The sequence below is a fragment of the Candidatus Desulfatibia sp. genome, from assembly GCF_036446775.1.
GTDB lineage: Bacteria > Desulfobacterota > Desulfobacteria > Desulfobacterales > UBA11574 > Desulfatibia_A.
In genome coordinates this window covers 1-2,565 of sequence record NZ_JAZFTO010000376.1, presented here as the reverse complement: position 1 = coordinate 2,565, position 2,565 = coordinate 1, and the positions used below count along the sequence as shown (strand labels likewise).

At 45.1% G+C, this 2,565-nt stretch carries 3 protein-coding genes; 1 reads left to right on the top strand and 2 read right to left on the bottom strand.

Annotation, left to right across the window (positions count from 1 at the left end; all coding sequences use genetic code 11):
- Together V3S16_RS17080 and V3S16_RS17075 are read right to left on the bottom strand one after the other, a co-directional pair.
- Positions 1-150 (bottom strand): ISAzo13-like element transposase-related protein (locus V3S16_RS17080; RefSeq protein ID WP_413887139.1); only part of this gene is annotated, 150 nt, incomplete at its 3' end.
- Between the two features lie 250 nt (positions 151-400).
- Entirely contained in the window at positions 401-1,630 is a 1,230-nt protein-coding gene (locus V3S16_RS17075; RefSeq protein ID WP_413887137.1) for an ISAzo13 family transposase, read from the bottom strand.
- 218 nt (positions 1,631-1,848) lie between these two features.
- Here V3S16_RS17075 and V3S16_RS17070 point away from each other — a divergent pair.
- Positions 1,849-2,565: IS701 family transposase (locus V3S16_RS17070; protein WP_413887135.1), on the top strand; the 717-nt coding region annotated here is incomplete at its 3' end.

Genomic DNA, 2,565 nt, shown 5'->3' with positions numbered 1-2,565 from the left:
CGTTACGGTCGTGCGGATCAGTCGTAATAACAACTCCAGGCTCCGTAATGGAATGCCTGCCCAATGGCAGCTGATCGGGCCAAAAAGTCGATGCTCCACTGGATTCCATTTTGATGCACCGCGGGGAAAATGACATACCGTGACTTTTATAGCATTTTAATATTTTCTGTTCGCATTTAGGCCGTCGTGAGGACAAGGCTGACAAGGAAGAAAACGCAACCCTACTTATTGTAGGGTGAGCATTTCTGACGCCGACAGCCGAAGCCGCAGCAGGCATAAAGCGAACACGAAAAAATGAATCTCCCCGCCGCAAGCGGACGGGGTATCATAACGGATTTTCGTTTTATTTTTCGCCCCAGGGGGCGGGGAATTAAACCCAAAGGAACTGCGCATAAATAAACTATCGTATTTTTTGCTTTCTTCGAATTGTATAATTCCATTCGCCATGAAAATCATGACGCTTTAAATTGATTCGTTCAAGTTCCTGATCACTTACCTTGATACCCTTTTCGTAATAGGTATCATCTACAACAGATTTTACAGTCAAGCCTGCTCGTGTTGTCGTACTGCTGATAAGATTGACCACAGTTTGTAAATCATACAACGGTTTGCCTCGCCAGTTTTGGGTAATAAAATTAAAAAGTCGATGCTCAATCTTGTTCCATTTACTCGTCCCCGGTGGAAAGTGGCTAACCGTCAAATTCAATTCAATCTCATTAGCTAGCTCTTGAAGTGACACCTTCCAAAGCCGGGTACGCCAACCATTACTACCGCCTGCATCTGCTGTGATCAATAGCCGTGTTGCTCTTGGAAAACGATGCTGGCCCATCTGTTGCCACCATCGCAGAATACTATTAGCAGCAAACTGAGCTGTATCGTGATTTATGCCAATACTTACCCAGCCCTCATTTGACTCAATATCATAGACACCATACGGAATAGCTTTGCCCAATTGCTTATCTGGAAAGTCATGCATCCGAGTCTCTACAGGGAAACCTTTCTTGCGATACTCTTTGCCAACGTTACTGAAATCGCCTATAAGCTCCCTCTTCTTGGTATCTACCGAAACAACAGGCTGGCGGCAACAATGGAATTTTCGAACACTTTCATAAATATATTCAAATTGTGCATTTCGATCTGGATGATTAATCCCCTCTCGAGTTTTACGATTGGCCTGCAAACTGTAGCCGAGTTGATGAAGCAACTGGGCCACTTTTCTTGGGCTAATTTGATGTTGCTTTTCTGTCAATTCATCTGCTAAACGCCTGGTGCTTTTGCAGGTCCATCGCAGCGGTGATTCAGGATCGCCACGAGTTACAGGATCTATCAATGATTCCAGTGACTCTGCAATCTTAGGGTCATAGTGAAGGATTCCTTTGCGACCGGCACCTTTTCGTCTTGACCGGTTTACAGGCAACGGTTCGCTTTTAGACTGCTCTGTGAGCTGGCGTATGCCTTTGCGTATAGTTGAATGTGATATGCCTGTAGCGGTTTGGACAACAGCTATCCCACCCCATCCTAATTCACGAGCTTCTGATGCTGCCCACAAACGGCGAGCACGCTCATTCAAAATGCTTTTTAGTGATTCAAATTTTGATCTTACAGAACATATTGCTTTTGCATTAGCCATATAGATGTTATCGGAAATTTGAAAGCAAAAGCATTAAAAAAACGATAACTTATTTATGCGCAGTTCCTTTCTTCCCGCACTCGTCGTCAAATTAACCTTCAAGTTTCCGCTATCTTTGTTAATCCCCCTCTAATACTACAGCGCAATAAAGGCTCAAGAATTCAGGTTGTTTGTGCCGATAACTCCTTATGAGCATGGTGCTTATAAGGAGAAATGGTATGGATGCAAAACAAATAAAAAAAATGGGACGTAAATTGGAAAAATTTCTGGGTGAATTTGATGACTGCTTTGGGCGCAGCGGGCCGCGAGAACATCTACGGACATACGTCAGTGGACAATTGTCAGACCTGCCTCGCAAAAGCATAGAACCGATTGCTTTGGCTGCGAAAATATCGCCTCGCACATTGCAGTATTTTCTCTCGTCAATGCAATGGGACCAACAGCGTTTACGCGATCGAACGCAATGGATGGTAGCCCGTGATCATTCACACCCGAAGTCTATCGGCGTCATTGATGAAACGGGTAATCCCAAGAAGGGCCGACACACCGCCGGCGTTCAGCGGCAATGGTGCGGCAACACCGGCAAGGTGGACAATTGTGTAGTTGGCGTTCATATCGCTTATGTAGCGGATGACTTTCAGTGTCTTCTGGACAGTGATTTATATTTGCCAAAGGAATGGGCTGAAGATGAAGATCGCCGTAAAAATGCAGGTGTTCCTGATGATGTGGTTTTCCGTAAGAAAGCCGATATTGCATTGGGGCAGGTTGGGCGTGCCTTGAAAAACGGTATCCGTTTTTCAGCCTGGACATTTGACGAATTCTACGGTCGAGACGGCGAATTTCTTGATGGTATGGATTCTCTTGGGCAAAGTTATATTGGTGAAATCCCTTCGGACTTTGTCGGCTGGTTGCGTCATCCGGAGGTATTGGTTTCT